Genomic DNA, 14,658 nt, shown 5'->3' with positions numbered 1-14,658 from the left:
CTCAGGCACATATGACATTGCAGAGCGAGGATACATTTCAACAAGGCGTAAAGGATTGTTTACCAACTGTATTTGGATATTTGAGCATTGGTATAGCAGCTGGTGTTATTGCAAAAACAGCAGGTTTCTCCATCATTGAAATTGCTTTTATGTCCACTTTAATTTATGCAGGTTCTGCCCAATTTATATTAGCTGGTATGTATGCAGCTGGTGCTCCTGCTTCCGCAATTATTTTTACCGTGTTCTTTGTTAATTTACGCCACTTATTAATGAGTGCGGCACTCGCACCTTACTTCACAAAGATTCCTCTATTTAAAAACTTAATAATTGGTTCGCAAATTACAGATGAAACTTTCGGTGTTGCAGTGCAACAAGCAGCGCAAAAAGGCTATTTAGGCGAGAAATGGATGATGGGGCTTAATGTAACAGCATATTTAAATTGGATTATCGCTACGATTATCGGTGGACTTTTTGGTGAATGGATACCAGATCCACATACGTACGGGATGGATTATGCATTACCAGCAATGTTTATCGGATTATTTGTTCTTCAGCTAATAAGTAGTAAACCGAAACTAGCAATTCATCTTACCGTTGCAATTGTAGCTATTATTATTGCATACGTTTCACACTTGTTTATGCCAGATAGTATAGCAGTTATTATCGCAACATTACTAGCTGCGACGATTGGAGTGGTGATTGAAAAATGGAAATGAGATTAGACGTATTATTACTTTTACTAGCAGCAGGAGCTGTCACACTCGTGCCGCGTATTTTACCTCTTCTCGTATTTAGTAAACTACAAATTCCAGACTGGGGTTTAAAATGGTTAAATTACATACCAATTGCGATATTAGCAGCACTTTTAGCTCAAGTACTATTTATGCACGAGACAGTGCAGTGGGATTATATTATTGCGGCAATTCCAACATTTCTTGTTGCAATATATACTCGTAGTCTATTAGGAACAGTATTAACAGGCGTCATTGTGATTATTTTGTTACGTTTCTTTTTCTAAAAAGGATTCCATTCATATAATAGCGAACAGTGTAATAATATGAAACATATAGGGGTGGTGTTATGATACTTTTAACGATAGGAGCAATTTTATTAACGTTATTTATTTTCTTTATTGTCGGCTTCATTACGTTTATGATGTTTGTTGATAAGGCGACACCTCAAATTTATTATACACCTTGTGAATCAGTGACAGTGAAATCTAAAGATAAAAATAGAAGGAAGAAAAGTTGATGTTTGGCTTTTCTTTCTTCTATTTTACATTCCCGAAAGCACTAATAACAATAATCCAAATAGAAAACTAATAAAAGAAAGAAAACCGATAGATATGGAAAAAACACGATTGTTTTTCCATTCGCGTGCGAAAACGATTAAACCTAAAACGCAAAGGAAAAACCAAATAGGTAGGAATATAAATTGACTAAATTTCTCAGGTAGTAATGAATAAAAATTTGTTAAATATAATATCCAATTTGCAAAGAATAGAGTGCATACAATGAATGATTGTAAGTGTGGTCGGTTTAAAAATGTCCCTTTTTTTACTGTCATAAAAATGAGGGTTAATGCTGAAAAAAAGGGAATTATTATGAATATAAGTAATAGTAGTGTAAGCGACATATAGAACTCCTTTCTTTATAAGATAGTTTTCATAAGAATCGAATCTATTATATTGTATATGTGCTTTGTAGATTGCTTGTTATATTTTTCAGTGTACGGATTTAAAAATCCATGATCACCATGTAGTTGTTTATTTCTAATAATGGATTGTCTTGTTGATGTAATGCTTTGATCAAGGAGGGTATTGTCTTTTTCAGGAAAAATAAGTAATGTAGCGCAAGTAGGTTTTGTTTGTAAATAGTCGCGTATACGTGAACCGTAACATCCGATGATAAAATCCATTTTTGGATTGTTACTACAGAGCCAAGCGATGGTAGCCCCAACATTAAAGCTGATAAGTCCTATATGCGTGTAATCATTTGAAAGGGTAGAAATTACCTCATTAATTTGTTCTTTCCCATAATCAAATCCAATGTGATTCATAAAATATTGATATGCTTTTTCTTCATCACTATAATGAAATGAATTTTGTAGTTGTAGAAGGTTAGGACAGAATACATCTGTATTAGATGATGTGAAGTGGTCTATAACGTGCTGCATATGATCATTCACACCGTATATTTCATGAACAACAACGAGAGCCAATTTTTTCTTCATAAGTTACAAGGTACCTCTATGAAACTTATATTCTTTCTCAACAAGGCAGATACGCAGGTGGAAGTTTTCATACCATTGTTCATGGCCTCTTTTTTTTGCTTCTTTATGTAAGGCGTTTTTTTTCCAATTTTCAATTGCTTCAAGTGAATCCCAATAAGAAATAGTAATTCCGAGTCCCGAATTATCACGTGCACTTTCTACACCTAAAAATCCAGGTTGCTGTTGTGCAAGTTGTTCCATCTTTTCTGAAACAATATTATAGTCTGTTGTATCACTTGATAGTTTTGAAGTGAAGATGACTGCATAATAAGAATCGCTATTATATTGCCCCTTTTTCATTATAATTGTCCCCCTTATAGATTTTTAATAAGTTTATCATATTGAGGATGTTGTTGATTATGAAAAGATATGGTTATCAAATGTATTGTTTTATAATCAAAAATATCCATAATGATTAGAAACACCATCAAATATACTATTATAGTAAAGAATGATAGAAGGATAATTTTATTTATAGTAGTAAGTGATATACATGAAAAATTAACTTGACTATTCGTAATTTATAATGATTAATTTTGTTTACAATATATTTTCACCAAAATAGGTTTAGGAAAAATAAGAAAAATAATTGTGTTTATTTGAAGAAATATAAGTGAATAAATATTCTTTTTTTGTATGTGGAAGAAGAGTGAAATTTTTTTTATATAGTATATAGTTTTTAAGACTTAACTGTATTATAGATTTTTTCACGTAAAAATATAGTTACATATGAAAGAACATGTTTTTTAGGATAGCAAAGGCTAGGTAGCCGCTATTTTATTTCATTGTATGATTAATGCATCTTAATATGCGATTTTTTCTGAATACATTGAATTATTAGATTGTGTTGGTATAATTTTCAATTATATAGATGTTTTCAATAATTTGGATTTAATAAGGGAGGAAGGTTTCGCGGTTTTGGGGAGATGAATTTACTTGAAAACATTTGTGAGTATTATGCTATGAAAATTTTGTATTAGGGAAGGGGGAGAAATAATTAGTGAAGAAGCAAATGCCTGTTATCTTAACACTTCTACTGTTGCTGCAGTTGTTGATACCAGGTTTAAATGCCTTTGCTTTAACGGTAGTAAACAATATTAATCACAGCATAACAACAAAAGAAACAGCAAATATGTGTTTAAGAGAACATGAAGGAAAGTTAACATTTCAATGGCCTAACATTAAAAAGAAAGTGGATTTAGTCATTGTGCAAGATGCTAGTGGGAGTTTTGCAAATACGATAGGTAAGGTAAAAGATGCACTAAAAAATATCGTTGATGAGTTAGACCCTCAAACTGATCGCGTTATGGTAACAAGTTATCAAGATTATGTTGGTTACAAAAATATGTCTGGTAAAGTATTGGAACAAAAAGGTAATGGGATTAAAACAATTATGCAAGCGAAATTAAATAATAATTTTGTTTCTGCAAAGGCTGGTATTGATAGAATTAATCCAAATAGTGGTACACCAACTGCAAGTGGCGTTCAATTCGCTTTAAATGAGTATGAAAAAGCGAAAGGCCCAAATGATCCAGACCGAGAAACTGTTTTTTTACTCATTACAGATGGTGTGGCTAACATTCGAAAAGATGGTTATATTTATAAGTTATCCAATCAAGTATCGGATCCGGTTTATGGTAATGTCACATCAAATGAGTACAGGCAAGATTATGCAGGAGCTTTAAAAGAAGTAACTGATGAGACTCAAAAGGTGAAAAATGCAGGTTATAAATTAGTGACGGCTTTTTGGGAGGATAAGAAATTCTTATCAGCGTCCAATCAATATTATGATAAATACGATAAAGAAGTAGGACCATATGCAAGACAAGAGTTACAAAAGATGGCAACGAAACCAGAATGGTTTGTTCTATCAAATGATATTGAAGAATTTACAAAGAATTTAATCGAAACAGTGACGAAAGTTACGAAAAAAGAAAAGGATCGAATGGTTCTAGATTTTAATAAGGATTTACAAGTGTTAGATTTCAATGTATCTGGTCCTAATGGATATACGAAGAAACCTATATTAAAAGATAATCAATTAGTCTGGGATTTGGATGGAGAACCGGAAGGCTCATATACGCTTACCTATAAGGTAAAAGAAAGTAAACCACAAACAAAAGATTTTGATGTAGCGAGCGGTTATTTTATGTCATATGATCAGAAAGTTACGATTCCATCTACAAAAGCGAAAGGAAATCCCAATGCAACGAAGTGTTTAAATGAAGTAACAAAGAAAGTATCTGATTTAGATCAAAAACAAGTAGACAGTGCATCATTAACTACTATTGATGAAGAATTTACATATGATGTGAATTTCAATTTTGGATATGATGTCGAGTCGAAAAAGAAGATTGTTTTGCAGGATGATTTAGAAGATATTTTAGACATTGTAAGTGCAAAATTAACAAATGCAAAAGGCGAAACAATTCCAGTTCAACCGGTAATAGATAAAGAGAAAGCAAATGTGATATACAATTTACCAATGCAAAATAATTCTTATGCATATTTAGCTGGACAACAATATAAATTAACAATTCAAGCGAAAATAAAACAGGGAACAAGTATTGAAGTTTTAAAACGATACATTACAACAGGTGGTATCCCGAATACCGCACAATTGGTATTGGATAATAATCCAACGATTTCCAATGAGGTGAAAGTAATTCCGCCGATTGAAGAGCCGAAATTACGTAAAACTGTTTCTGATAGTGATGAAAAGGATGTAGAGAAGGCAACGTTATCTAATTTGCAGGAGAAGTTCACTTGGAATGTTGTATATGAATTTGGAAATAATCCAAGTAGCTTTAATTCAATTGTTTTACAAGATGATGTAGAAGATATTTTGGATGTTGTTAATGTTAAAGTTGTTAACAAAAAAGGGGAAGTAGTAAATATTTCGCCGGAAATCGATCAGGTAACGAAAAAGGTAACTGTAGAAATCCCTAAAAAAGATAGTAGTTATAAGTATTTAACAGGTGAAGTGTATACATTACAGATTACATCTAAAATTGGAGATAATGTATTACCTTCTGAAATAGCGAAATATGTAGTAAAAGGTGGAATTCCGAACAAAGCGGAATTAGTGTTAGATAATAAACCATTCGTTTCTAATGAAGTAAAGGTAGTTCCGCCAAAGGAAGAATCAAAAGTTAGTAAGACAGTTTCAGATAAAGATGAAAAAAATGTAGAGAAAGCAACATTAAAAGTACGAAATGAAGAGTTTACATGGAATGTAAATTATAAATTTGGTAATGATGTTGCAGGGTTAGGGAAAGTAGTACTCCAAGATGATGTAGAAGATATTTTAGATATTTTAGAAGTGAAGCTTGTCAATGCAAAAGGAGAAGTGGTGGAAGTAAAACCACAAATTGATGAGAAGACAAAGAAAGTAACCGTAGAATTACCAAAGAAAGACGAAGGTTATTCCTACTTAGCTGGTCAAACGTACACACTCTATATTAAATCAAAAATTGCAGAGAGTACGTCTGATGAAGAAATAGCGAAATACTTAGTAAAGGGCGGAGTGCCGAATAAAGCAGAGCTACGATTAGATAATACCGCTCTTGTTTCAAATGAGGTAAAAGTCGTCCCGCCAACAGAAAAGCCAGAAGTAACAAAAACTGTTACAGATCTAGATGAAAAAAATGTAGAAAAAGCCACGCTACAAACTAAAGATGAAGAGTTTACATGGAATGTAAATTATAAGTTTGGTAATGATGTTGCAAAGCTAGGGAAAATAGTATTACAAGATGATGTAGAAGATATTCTAGATATTATAGAAGTAAAGCTCTTTAATACAAAAGGAGAAGTGGTGGATGTAAAGCCACAAATTGATGAGAAGACAAAGAAAGTAATAGTAGAATTACCGAAGAAAGATGAGAGTTATGCGTATTTAGCTGGTCAAACTTATACGCTCTATATTAAATCGAAAATTTCCGTAACTGCATCTATTGAAGAAATTTCAAAGTATGTAGTGAAAGGTGGAATTCCGAATAAGGCGGAATTATTGTTTGACAATAAGTCTACAGTTTCAAATGAGGCTAAAGTTGTACCACCAATTGGTCAATTAGAAATTGAGAAGGTGGATGCTAAAGACGCGAATAAGAAATTAAGAAATGCAGTATTTCAAGTTTTGGATAAGGATGGAAAAGAAATAGGGACGCTAACAACCGATGAGAATGGCAAAGCGATTTTCAATCAATTGTTATTTGGAAAATATACAATCAAAGAAATTAAGGCACCAGAAGGTTACATGCTTTTAAGGGATCCAATTGAAGTTGAAATCACAGCAAAAACACCAATCCAAAAAATACGAGTAGAAAATACGAAGAATGAATGGGAAATTCCTGAAACAGGAGGTACCGGAACGACTATTTTTTACTTAATTGGTGGAATGTTGATGTTAGTGACTGTATGGTTATTTTTGCGAAAAAAGAAGAAGCTTTAGCAGCATATAAAAAATAATAAGTTTTTAGAAAAGGGGACAAAAAAATGAAAAAAGTGTTTCATATGTTTTTAATTTGTTTACTAGCTTTTTCTGCAATACCGAACTTATTTGTGCAGGCGGAATCATCAAAAACAGGATCTTTAACAATTCATAAGTATGAGCAAGAAAAAGGAACCGAGCCAGCTGAGGAAGGGAATGGTCAGCCAGGTCAAAAAGTTCCTGATGGAGCGAAACCATTAAAGGGTGTAACATTTGAAATTAAAAAAATTCTATCATTTGAAAAGATTTCAAATGATGGTGAGATTGTAAAAGAGGCTGTAAAGGAAGTTAAGGATGCAACCCCAATTACAATAACAACAGGTGAAGACGGAATTGTAGCATTTAAAGATCTTGAATTAGGGCGTTATGAAGTAAAAGAAGTTGCTGGTCCAGCACACGTTAATTTAAATAAAAATACGTATACAGTAGATATTCCAATGACAAACAAAGACGGTAAAGTTTTAAACTATGATGTTCATATTTATCCAAAGAATGAAACGAAGCGTGGAGCAGTAGAATTAATTAAAATAGGTGATCAAGGCAAAGCATTAAAAGGTGCGGAATTTAGTTTGTTTAAGAAAGATGGCACTGTAGTAAAGACAGGTTTAGTAACAGGTACAGATGGTGCGATCCGTGTACAAGGTTTAGAGTATGGTGAGTATTATTTCCAAGAAACTAAGGCGCCAGATGGTTACGTGTTAATTAAGAAGACATATGAATTTAAAATTACAGAGTCAGGAACAATTAGTGAAGATGGGGCAATTAAATCAGGTAAAGTAGAAGGCGTAAAAGTAAAAAATGAACTTGAACCAACAATTGATAAAAAGATTAATGGTGAACTAGAAAAATTAGCAATCAATCCGAAAACAGATTTTAATTATGATGTTAAAACGTTAATTCCAGAAGATATTACAACTTATAAGAAGTATGTTGTAACGGATAATTTAGATGGTAGATTAGTAATTCAAGGAAAACCGATTGTGAAAATTGATGGAAAAGAAGTTGATTCAAGTGTTGTAGAAGTTGCTGTAGACGGACAAAAAGTAACAGCAACTGTTAAAAATTTTGCAGAACTAGTTGGAAAGAAAGAGCTTCATTTACAAATTAAAGCACAAATTAAAGAGGGAGTAGAAACAGGAGTAGAAATTCCGAATAAGGCAAAAATCGATTTTATAAATAATGAAGATGTAACGGGAGAAAAAGAAACAAAACCAGTTATTGTTACACCTACAACAGGTGGTATTACATTGAAAAAGGTTGAAACAGGAACGAATAAAGTATTAGAAGGTGCAGAGTTTGAATTAAGAGATAAGGACGGAAAAGTAGTTGTAGTGGAAGGGAAAGAAGTAAAAGGTGTATCAGATAAAAATGGTGTTATTACGTGGAATAACATTCCATACGGAGAGTACCAAATTGTAGAAACAAAGGCGCCTACTTATAAAAAAGAAGATGGAACAACTGGGTCATACCAACTATTGAGAGATCCAATTCAAGTGAAAATTAATGCGGATCAACAAACGATTAAATTAACGGTTGAGAATAATAAGAACGGTTGGATTATTCCTGCAACAGGTGGTATGGGAACAATTTTATTTACAGTAGTCGGTCTAGGATTAATGCTTATGGCGGCGTTTGTATTCTTTAGAAGAAAAGCTGTAAAATAAGTTTTGTAGAATGATAGTGGCTTGAAATGAAAAGAGGAAGTGTGAATTACTTCCTCTTTTCTATATTTCATTTTACTTAAAGGGGTATGCTATGAAACGTAACATTATTTTTGGATGCATTTTTCTATTAGGTCTTGGTATATTTCTATATCCTACTTTGAGTAATTGGTTAGCAACAAGAGCGCATTATTCAGAAGTAAGCACGTATGATAAAAAAGTGAAAGAACTTCAGCAAAAAGAAATTGAGCGTAGAAAAAACAGGCGGAAGAATATAATAAAGCGGTTCAAAGTTCTAGCCAAACATTTGCTGATCCATTCGGTGAAGAGAAAAGTGAAAATACTAATTCATATGTAGATGTGTTAAATGTTGGTGACGCGATGGGGTATATAGAAATCCCCAAAATTGATGTGAAACTTCCCATTTACGAAGGGACTTCTGAGGATGTACTGAGCCGTGGAGTAGGTCATCTTTCCAAATCATCTTTACCTGTAGGTGGTGAAAGTACACATACTGTTTTAACTGGCCATAGAGGTTTACCATCGGCGTTATTATTTACGCATTTAGATAAAATAGAAAACGGAGATGTTTTTTATATCCATTCATTAGATAAAGTACTTGCTTATAAAGTCGATCAAATTAAAGTTGTATTACCGAATGAAACGGATGACTTATTAGTTGTGAAAGGTCAAGATTATGCAACTCTCATAACATGTACGCCATATGGTTCAAATACACATCGTTTATTAGTGAGAGGACATCAAATCCCGTATGATGCGAAAGTAAAGGAAAAAGAAGAGAGCTCTAAACCTGTGTCACAAGAAGATTGGACAATGTATGTTGCAATAGCAATCGTGTTGTTATTTATACTCGCAATCTATATAAAAATAAAAATAAAAAGAAAAAGCAAACTTAAATAGTGTGTGGTGAAAGTATGAAAAGGGTACTTGTTAGTATTATACTGTTTGTTTGTGGATTAGGAATATTTTTATATCCAATCATTACAAATTATATGAATCATTATTTGTATAGTACAAAAGTAACAAACTATGAAAAAATAGTGAGTAAATTAAGTTTGGATGAGGTTTCTAGAGAATTTGTAAAAATGAATGAATATAATCAATCGTTACAAGGAACGACTTTTCATATGGAAGATCCATTTTCTAACAATACTAAAAGCAGTACATATGTGCAAAAAATTAATAGTACAGATGGAGTACTGGGTTCTATTACGATACCAAAAATTAATGAAGAACTACCTATTTATATGGGGGCAAGTGAGAAGAATTTAAGTAAAGGGGTAGGACAAATAGAAGGAACATCCTTGCCTATTGGTGGTGAAAGTACACATACGGTATTAGCAGGGCATCGTGGCTATCAAGGTGCTACAATGTTTCGATATATTAATAAATTACAAAAAGGAGATGAATTTTATATTAATATTCTTGGTAAGAAATTAACTTATGAAGTAGTAGGGCAAGAAGTAATTTATCCAAATGATACGGAGAAACTTTCCATCACGAAAGGAAAAGACCGAGCGACATTATTAACATGTGAACCGTATACATCAAGTAAATATCGTTTGTTAATTTATGGGGAACGGAAAAATTAAATGTTGAAATGAATGTGCTATAGGATTTCTCACAGAATTATAATTGAGAAATCCTATTTTTATCAAGCTATTTGTGGGCTAATAATTAGTGGAGGATGGATAAACCCCCACTGATTAAAGTTTCATCTTATTTATACTAATTAAAAAAAATGCCACTTCAAAAAATTGAAGTGGCATTGCTTATATTTCCTCTAAGCTATTAACTGGAACTGTTAATTCGCGTCCTGGGTTTTGTACTTCATATATGCGGGCGGTTTCGTTACTTTCGTCAACGTGTTGAATCATAACAGGCATGCCTTGAAAACTGACATTGGCTTCTTCTGATGACTCTGAAAGCTCTTTTGCGCGTTGTATATTCATTTATATTCCTCCCATTATTATTATCTTTGCTAAAAAATGAGGAATAATATACCATTTCGAGACATTCTTAAAGTTTTTGTATTATTTGTAATGTTTCTTTAATAAAAGAAGAAAAGATGGAATCCGGATAGCTATCTATCGCTTGAACTGCTTCTTTTGCTTCTTTCAGGGCAGATTTTTTATCTTGAAGTTCTATATAGCAAAGGGCACGATAAGATCCAGCTGTTAATAACCATGATTGATCAAGTGGATGGCTCATATAATCTGGTATGATAGCGCGTTGTAATGTTTCCAAAGCTTCTTCGTAACGTTTTAAACCATACAAAGATTTTCCTTTTTCAAGATAATATAATCCATCGTCTTGAAAAATTGGTTCATCTTTTAGTTTTTCTCGAAATTGTTCTAAATGTTCTAATGCGATTGTATATTCATTCGTAATTGTATTGTAGTAATAAGCTTTTAATATATCTATATTTGCAGCGGATAAAGTATCTTCTGTAAAAATGGCAAATTGCTCAGATTTTTTTATGTAATATAAATATCTTTCTTTATCCGCCGTAATGATTTTTTGATAAGATAAAATACGATAAAAATCATCTGTTTTATAATACACTTGATGTTTTTTGGAAAAGGCAAGTGCATCTAAGATGACTCTTTCACATTTTTCATAATTGCCATATGCGAGTAAAATAATTGCTTCTTTTAAGTATAACTGTATATGTGTAATAAGATCCATTTCTAAATTCTTCGTTTTATATTCATCACGAATAATGGTAATCATCTGTAAACATTCTTTATATTTTTTACGTTTGAAGAGCATATAGTAAAACAGTAGTTTCGTTTCAGTGCTTTCTCGATATAAAGTATATTTTTCAAATATAGAAATAGCGGTTTCGACGTAATATTCAATATTATAATCGTTCATAATAGCTGCTCCAGTTATGAACTGTTTATATATACGAGCCGTATTTAAAGTAGAAGGTAGCTCTTTTTGAACGATAGGTAGTAAAGTATCATATACTTCATCGCATTTATTTGTCTTTATTAGTTCCTCCATTTTTTGAATAAGTTCTGCAATTTCTGCATCATCTTCTTCTAGTAAAAAACTCGTTTCACATTCAAGTTTTTCAGCGATATATTGTAATGTTTTCATGGAAGGTGTAGCTTTTCCATTTTCAATTTGACTAAGCATGCTTTTTGTCAATTCGGAACCTGCTAGTGCTGTTTGTGTAAGTTTTTTTTCTTTTCGTAATGCTTTAATTTTTTCTCCGAGAGTTGCCATAGTATTGCTCCTTTATAATTAAAAAAGTTAAATACAATTTAACTTTTTGTTGTAAAAATTGGAAAGTTAATTATATAATAAGTTTAACACAATTTAACTTTTAAGGGGAGAGTGTCATAATGGGGGATGTAAGTATAGTTCCAAATGATTCAAAAATGAAGATTGCAACGAGAAATATTATTTTAATGATGATTGGAAAGATGACGTCTTTGCTAGGGGCAGGTATTTATACGTTCGCAATGGGGTTATACGTATTAAAGACAACTGGTTCAGGGATGGGGTTTGCTACTACGCTCGTTTGCGGATCACTTCCAAGGATGATCTGTGGTCCGATTGCAGGTGCTGTAGCAGACCGTGTTAATCGAAAATGGCTTGTCATTGGCACTGATTTATTAAGTAGCTTAACGATGCTTATTATGTTTATTCTTGCTACTATATTTGGACCATCACTTCTTTTTATTTATATTTCAGCAGCATTATTATCAATTTGTGCAAGTTTTTATTCTGTTGCATTAACTTCGTCTATTCCGAGTTTAGTAGATGAAGGGCGTATTCAAAAAGCGAGTGCTTTAAATCAAACGGCAGCTTCTTTATCAAATATTTTAGGTCCGATTATTGGTGGAGTTGTATTTGGTTTCTTTTCAATTAAGTCGTTCTTTTTGTTAAATAGTATTACGTTCTTTTTAGCGGTTATTTTGCAATTATTTATTGTATTTGATTTATATAAAAAAGAAGTGGCTGAGAGTAAAGAGCATTTCTTGACGAGTATAAAAGAAGGTTTTTCATATGTAAAACGACAGCATGAAATATATGGTTTAATGAAAATAGCATTGTGGGTAAACTTTTTTGCGTGTGGGCTAACAGTTGCACTTCCATACATTATCGTCCATACATTGCATTTATCTTCAAAGCAACTCGGTACTGTAGAGGGAATGTTAGCAGTCGGGATGTTAATGGGTGCGATTGCTTTATCAGTGCGTAAAGAAGTGAATAATCCGTTTCGTTCTATTTATAGTGGACTGTTTTTATTTGCGGGTTTGAGTTTATGTACAGTCTTCCCATTGTTAGTTACCATTCCGAAAGTAGCAAGTTTTATTTACTATATTGCTTTTATGATGTTAACTGGTATATCAATTATGATTGTAAATATTCCGATGCAAGTACATATGCAAAAGACGACAGATCCGAGCTATTTAGGGCGTGTGTTCGGCCTACTTGAAACAATTGCTACTGCAATCGCACCGCTCGGTATGATTGTATATGGATTATTATTAGATATGTTACCTACTAGCATTGTTATGATGACAATAGGTGGAGGATTATTGTTAGTTGTATTAGTTGGAGTAAAGCAGCATATGGCGAAAAGAAAAGTGAATGTGTCAGCTTAAAAGAAAATTTTAATAAAATAAAAATGACCAAATTAGTATTTTAGTTTTTGAAACTCTTTTTCATGTATGTTAAAGTAAAGTGAGCAGGCAAAGAAAAGGAGAAAACATCATGAAAAAATTAAGTTTTGTTATGCTTTTTCTGTTAGTCGTAATGACTGGATGTAGCAATTATGACACGTATATTGAAACAGGTATGCAATCATTGAAAAATGAAAAATATAGTGATGCGATTATATGGTTTGAAAAAGCGGAAAAAGAGAAATCAGGAAATGAAGCGAAGGCATATAAAGAAGTCGCTCAGTTATTGGATCACGGTGCGACAGCATTAAAAGACGGTAAGTATTTAGAAACGAAAGACATTGCAAATGAAGTGTTGCAAAAGAAAAAAGACGATGCACTTGAGAAAGCTGTGAAATCAAATGCAGAAAATATGCTTCAAAAAGCAAAAGATGTTGAAGAAAAAGTAAATGAAAGAGTAGCGAAACGAAAAAAGGTAGATGAAGAAGGAATCGATAAATTGATTAAAGCTGTTGATAGTATAGATGATGTAAAAGAAAAAGAGAAGAAAGTTTCAGAAGCATTAGATAAGGCTGAAGAGGCACAAGTAAAAATTGAGGAAAAGAAAAATAAATAGAGTTATAGTTTAAAAGGCTGTCGTGTATAACGACAGCCTTTTAATTTTTTTCTGTAAAAGAAGTAATGCTATGTAGTAAAAAAGAAATTATTTTAGAATTCCACCTGTCCTCATGATGAATGGTATAAATATTACGCTGAAATTCAAAATCAGGGATCGGTATATAGCATAGCTCATTTCGCTGTACTTCTTGTTCAATAGCAAGTTTAGAAATAAAGGCGACACCATTACCATATTTTAAAATTTGTTTCAACGTTTCTAATGAATCTAATTCAATTTCAGATTGGAATGTAATGTTATGTGCTAACGTCCATTGTGTAAGTAAATCTCTCGTTGTAGATGGGTTACGATGCAATAGTATACGCTCCTTCTCGATATCTTGTAATGATACATTTTCTTTTTTAGAAAAATGATGTTCTTTGGAAAAAGCAAGAACAAGTGTATCAGGTATTATATTCGTTTGTTTTAAAAGTGGTTCATCAAATGGTGCAGCAGAAATTATCCCGAGATCAATTTCATGATTTTGTAGCATCGTTCGAATTTCAGGAGCTGTTTTTACCATGAGTGTTATTTTTATATTGGGAAATTCGCATTGAAATTGGTGTACAACTTCTGGTAAAAGATAAGTCGCTGGTACATAACTAGCACCAATTGTTATAGCGCCTTTATTAAAATCCTTAAACTCTTGTGTGACCCGCCTAGCTTCTTTCATAAGTGCATCTATTTTACAAGCATAATGATGCAATGCTTCTCCAGCCTCTGTTAAGAAATATCTTCCAGAACGTAATTCAAATAAAGACACACCGAGTTCCTCTTCTAAGCTTTTTATATGAAAGGTAATAGTAGGTTGTTTAACACCAAGTTTTTCTGCAACAATCGTAAGCTTTTTGTATTTCTTAATAAGCACTACAATTTCTAATTTTAAGAGATTCATGATAAATTGACCCCTTTTTCTTCTAA

At 32.4% G+C, this 14,658-nt stretch carries 14 protein-coding genes and 1 pseudogene; 9 read left to right on the top strand and 6 right to left on the bottom strand.

The genetic code is table 11. The annotated features are described in order from the left end of the window. Positions 1-11: 11 nt before the first annotated feature. The 3 genes from CDB3_RS15860 (at position 12) to CDB3_RS15850 (ending at position 1,251) form a co-directional block, all read left to right on the top strand. Positions 12-716, top strand: coding sequence for an AzlC family ABC transporter permease (locus tag CDB3_RS15860; RefSeq protein ID WP_372708546.1), 705 nt, complete (start codon positions 12-14; stop codon positions 714-716). Further along, on the top strand, positions 707-1,018 hold the full coding sequence (locus tag CDB3_RS15855; protein ID WP_128855176.1) for an AzlD domain-containing protein: 312 nt from the start codon (positions 707-709) through the stop codon (positions 1,016-1,018). Before CDB3_RS15860 ends, CDB3_RS15855 begins: the two co-directional genes overlap by 10 nt. A gap of 62 nt (positions 1,019-1,080) precedes the next feature. Continuing rightward, positions 1,081-1,251, top strand: a complete 171-nt coding sequence (locus CDB3_RS15850) for a DUF3951 domain-containing protein (RefSeq protein ID WP_128855175.1) — start codon at positions 1,081-1,083, stop codon at positions 1,249-1,251. 24 nt (positions 1,252-1,275) lie between these two features. Here CDB3_RS15850 and CDB3_RS15845 read toward each other — a convergent pair whose 3' ends face one another. Genes CDB3_RS15845 through CDB3_RS15835 form a run of 3 tightly spaced genes read right to left on the bottom strand, consistent with a single transcriptional unit; the run spans position 1,276 to position 2,571 of the window. Next, positions 1,276-1,635 (bottom strand): hypothetical protein, encoded by a 360-nt coding sequence (locus CDB3_RS15845; RefSeq protein ID WP_128855174.1) that lies wholly within the window; start codon positions 1,633-1,635, stop codon positions 1,276-1,278. Positions 1,636-1,650: 15 nt separating this feature from the next. Then, entirely contained in the window at positions 1,651-2,232 is a 582-nt protein-coding gene (locus tag CDB3_RS15840) for a dienelactone hydrolase family protein (RefSeq protein WP_128855173.1), read from the bottom strand. 3 nt (positions 2,233-2,235) lie between these two features. Beyond that, positions 2,236-2,571 (bottom strand): antibiotic biosynthesis monooxygenase family protein, encoded by a 336-nt coding sequence (locus tag CDB3_RS15835; RefSeq protein WP_128855172.1) that lies wholly within the window; start codon positions 2,569-2,571, stop codon positions 2,236-2,238. Positions 2,572-3,271: 700 nt separating this feature from the next. On the opposite strand from CDB3_RS15835, the gene CDB3_RS15830 reads away from it, so the two are divergent. The 4 genes and pseudogenes from CDB3_RS15830 (at position 3,272) to CDB3_RS15815 (ending at position 10,034) form a co-directional block, all read left to right on the top strand. Continuing rightward, on the top strand, positions 3,272-6,721 hold the full coding sequence (locus CDB3_RS15830; RefSeq protein ID WP_128855171.1) for an isopeptide-forming domain-containing fimbrial protein: 3,450 nt from the start codon (positions 3,272-3,274) through the stop codon (positions 6,719-6,721). Between the two features lie 44 nt (positions 6,722-6,765). Continuing rightward, on the top strand, positions 6,766-8,424 hold the full coding sequence (locus CDB3_RS15825; protein ID WP_128855170.1) for a SpaA isopeptide-forming pilin-related protein: 1,659 nt from the start codon (positions 6,766-6,768) through the stop codon (positions 8,422-8,424). A gap of 91 nt (positions 8,425-8,515) precedes the next feature. Then, positions 8,516-9,342: pseudogene (locus CDB3_RS15820) on the top strand (class C sortase). A gap of 14 nt (positions 9,343-9,356) precedes the next feature. After that, positions 9,357-10,034, top strand: coding sequence for a class C sortase (locus CDB3_RS15815; protein WP_128855169.1), 678 nt, complete (start codon positions 9,357-9,359; stop codon positions 10,032-10,034). A gap of 180 nt (positions 10,035-10,214) precedes the next feature. On the opposite strand, the gene CDB3_RS15810 is transcribed toward CDB3_RS15815, so the two are convergent. Together CDB3_RS15810 and CDB3_RS15805 are read right to left on the bottom strand one after the other, a co-directional pair. After that, positions 10,215-10,394: an H-type small acid-soluble spore protein gene (locus tag CDB3_RS15810; protein WP_128855168.1), complete on the bottom strand. Its 180-nt coding sequence runs from the start codon at positions 10,392-10,394 to the stop codon at positions 10,215-10,217. 67 nt (positions 10,395-10,461) lie between these two features. Further along, positions 10,462-11,676 carry a helix-turn-helix domain-containing protein gene (locus tag CDB3_RS15805; protein ID WP_128855167.1) on the bottom strand — a complete coding sequence of 405 codons (1,215 nt, stop codon included), beginning with the start codon at positions 11,674-11,676 and terminating at the stop codon, positions 10,462-10,464. A 119-nt stretch (positions 11,677-11,795) separates the two neighbouring features. Here CDB3_RS15805 and CDB3_RS15800 point away from each other — a divergent pair, with 119 nt between their 5' ends. Together CDB3_RS15800 and CDB3_RS15795 are read left to right on the top strand one after the other, a co-directional pair. Next, a complete protein-coding gene (locus CDB3_RS15800; protein WP_128855166.1) occupies positions 11,796-13,064 on the top strand; it encodes an MFS transporter in 1,269 nt (422 codons plus the stop codon). Positions 13,065-13,173: 109 nt separating this feature from the next. Continuing rightward, positions 13,174-13,698, top strand: a complete 525-nt coding sequence (locus CDB3_RS15795) for a COG3014 family protein (protein ID WP_128855165.1) — start codon at positions 13,174-13,176, stop codon at positions 13,696-13,698. Between the two features lie 40 nt (positions 13,699-13,738). On the opposite strand, the gene CDB3_RS15790 is transcribed toward CDB3_RS15795, so the two are convergent. Then, positions 13,739-14,632 carry a LysR family transcriptional regulator gene (locus CDB3_RS15790; RefSeq protein ID WP_128855164.1) on the bottom strand — a complete coding sequence of 298 codons (894 nt, stop codon included), beginning with the start codon at positions 14,630-14,632 and terminating at the stop codon, positions 13,739-13,741. Between the last annotated feature and the right edge of the window lie 26 nt (positions 14,633-14,658).

The organism is Bacillus sp. CDB3 (genome assembly GCF_002081505.1).
GTDB classification, from domain to species: domain Bacteria; phylum Bacillota; class Bacilli; order Bacillales; family Bacillaceae_G; genus Bacillus_A; species Bacillus_A cereus_AT.
Note: the sequence above shows the minus strand (reverse complement) of the source record. Positions and strands in the feature narration are given on the sequence as shown.

Coding starts and splice junctions, on each gene's coding strand:
- CDB3_RS15860 (WP_372708546.1), top strand. CDS start 12: ATGACATTGCAGAGCGAGGATACATTTCAACAAGGCGTAAAGGATTGT.
- CDB3_RS15855 (WP_128855176.1), top strand. CDS start 707: ATGGAAATGAGATTAGACGTATTATTACTTTTACTAGCAGCAGGAGCT.
- CDB3_RS15850 (WP_128855175.1), top strand. CDS start 1,081: ATGATACTTTTAACGATAGGAGCAATTTTATTAACGTTATTTATTTTC.
- CDB3_RS15845 (WP_128855174.1), bottom strand. CDS start 1,635: ATGTCGCTTACACTACTATTACTTATATTCATAATAATTCCCTTTTTT.
- CDB3_RS15840 (WP_128855173.1), bottom strand. CDS start 2,232: ATGAAGAAAAAATTGGCTCTCGTTGTTGTTCATGAAATATACGGTGTG.
- CDB3_RS15835 (WP_128855172.1), bottom strand. CDS start 2,571: ATGAAAAAGGGGCAATATAATAGCGATTCTTATTATGCAGTCATCTTC.
- CDB3_RS15825 (WP_128855170.1), top strand. CDS start 6,766: ATGAAAAAAGTGTTTCATATGTTTTTAATTTGTTTACTAGCTTTTTCT.
- CDB3_RS15815 (WP_128855169.1), top strand. CDS start 9,357: ATGAAAAGGGTACTTGTTAGTATTATACTGTTTGTTTGTGGATTAGGA.
- CDB3_RS15810 (WP_128855168.1), bottom strand. CDS start 10,394: ATGAATATACAACGCGCAAAAGAGCTTTCAGAGTCATCAGAAGAAGCC.
- CDB3_RS15805 (WP_128855167.1), bottom strand. CDS start 11,676: ATGGCAACTCTCGGAGAAAAAATTAAAGCATTACGAAAAGAAAAAAAA.
- CDB3_RS15800 (WP_128855166.1), top strand. CDS start 11,796: ATGGGGGATGTAAGTATAGTTCCAAATGATTCAAAAATGAAGATTGCA.
- CDB3_RS15795 (WP_128855165.1), top strand. CDS start 13,174: ATGAAAAAATTAAGTTTTGTTATGCTTTTTCTGTTAGTCGTAATGACT.
- CDB3_RS15790 (WP_128855164.1), bottom strand. CDS start 14,632: ATGAATCTCTTAAAATTAGAAATTGTAGTGCTTATTAAGAAATACAAA.